This window comes from Pseudomonas sp. PHC1 (assembly GCF_046487845.1).
In the GTDB taxonomy this organism is placed as follows: domain Bacteria; phylum Pseudomonadota; class Gammaproteobacteria; order Pseudomonadales; family Pseudomonadaceae; genus Aquipseudomonas; species Aquipseudomonas sputi.
In genome coordinates, this window is sequence record NZ_JBJXHJ010000074.1 from 1 (window position 1) to 739 (window position 739).

Sequence of the window (739 nt, forward strand, 5' to 3'; positions counted from 1 at the left end):
GCTACGCCTCCCCTATTCGGTTAAGCTCGCCACTGAAAATAAGTCGCTGACCCATTATACAAAAGGTACGCAGTCACCCAACAAAGTGGGCTCCCACTGCTTGTACGCATACGGTTTCAGGATCTATTTCACTCCCCTCTCCGGGGTTCTTTTCGCCTTTCCCTCACGGTACTAGTTCACTATCGGTCAGTCAGTAGTATTTAGCCTTGGAGGATGGTCCCCCCATATTCAGACAAAGTTTCTCGTGCTCCGTCCTACTCGATTTCATGACTAAGAGACTTTCGCGTACAGGGCTATCACCCACTATGGCCGCACTTTCCAGAGCGTTCCGCTAATCTCAAAGCCACTTAAGGGCTAGTCCCCGTTCGCTCGCCACTACTAAGGGAATCTCGGTTGATTTCTTTTCCTCAGGGTACTTAGATGTTTCAGTTCCCCTGGTTCGCCTCTTGCACCTATGTATTCAGTACAAGATAACCATCTTGTGATGGCTGGGTTCCCCCATTCAGACATCTCCGGATCAAAGTCTGTTTGCCGACTCCCCGAAGCTTTTCGCAGGCTACCACGTCTTTCATCGCCTCTGACTGCCAAGGCATCCACCGTATGCGCTTCTTCACTTGACCATATAACCCCAAGCAATCTGGTTATACTGTGAAGACGACATTCGCCGAAAATTCGAATTTCTCAACTAAGAGAACTCACAAATTTTACCTTAGCCTGATCACCACCAGTGAAAGTGGCG

General features: G+C 49.1%; 1 rRNA gene. It reads right to left on the reverse strand.

What is annotated here, in order from left to right:
* Nucleotides 1–620 (reverse strand): 23S ribosomal RNA (locus ACKJSM_RS28685); the annotation flags it as partial.
* Between the last annotated feature and the right edge of the window lie 119 nt (nucleotides 621–739).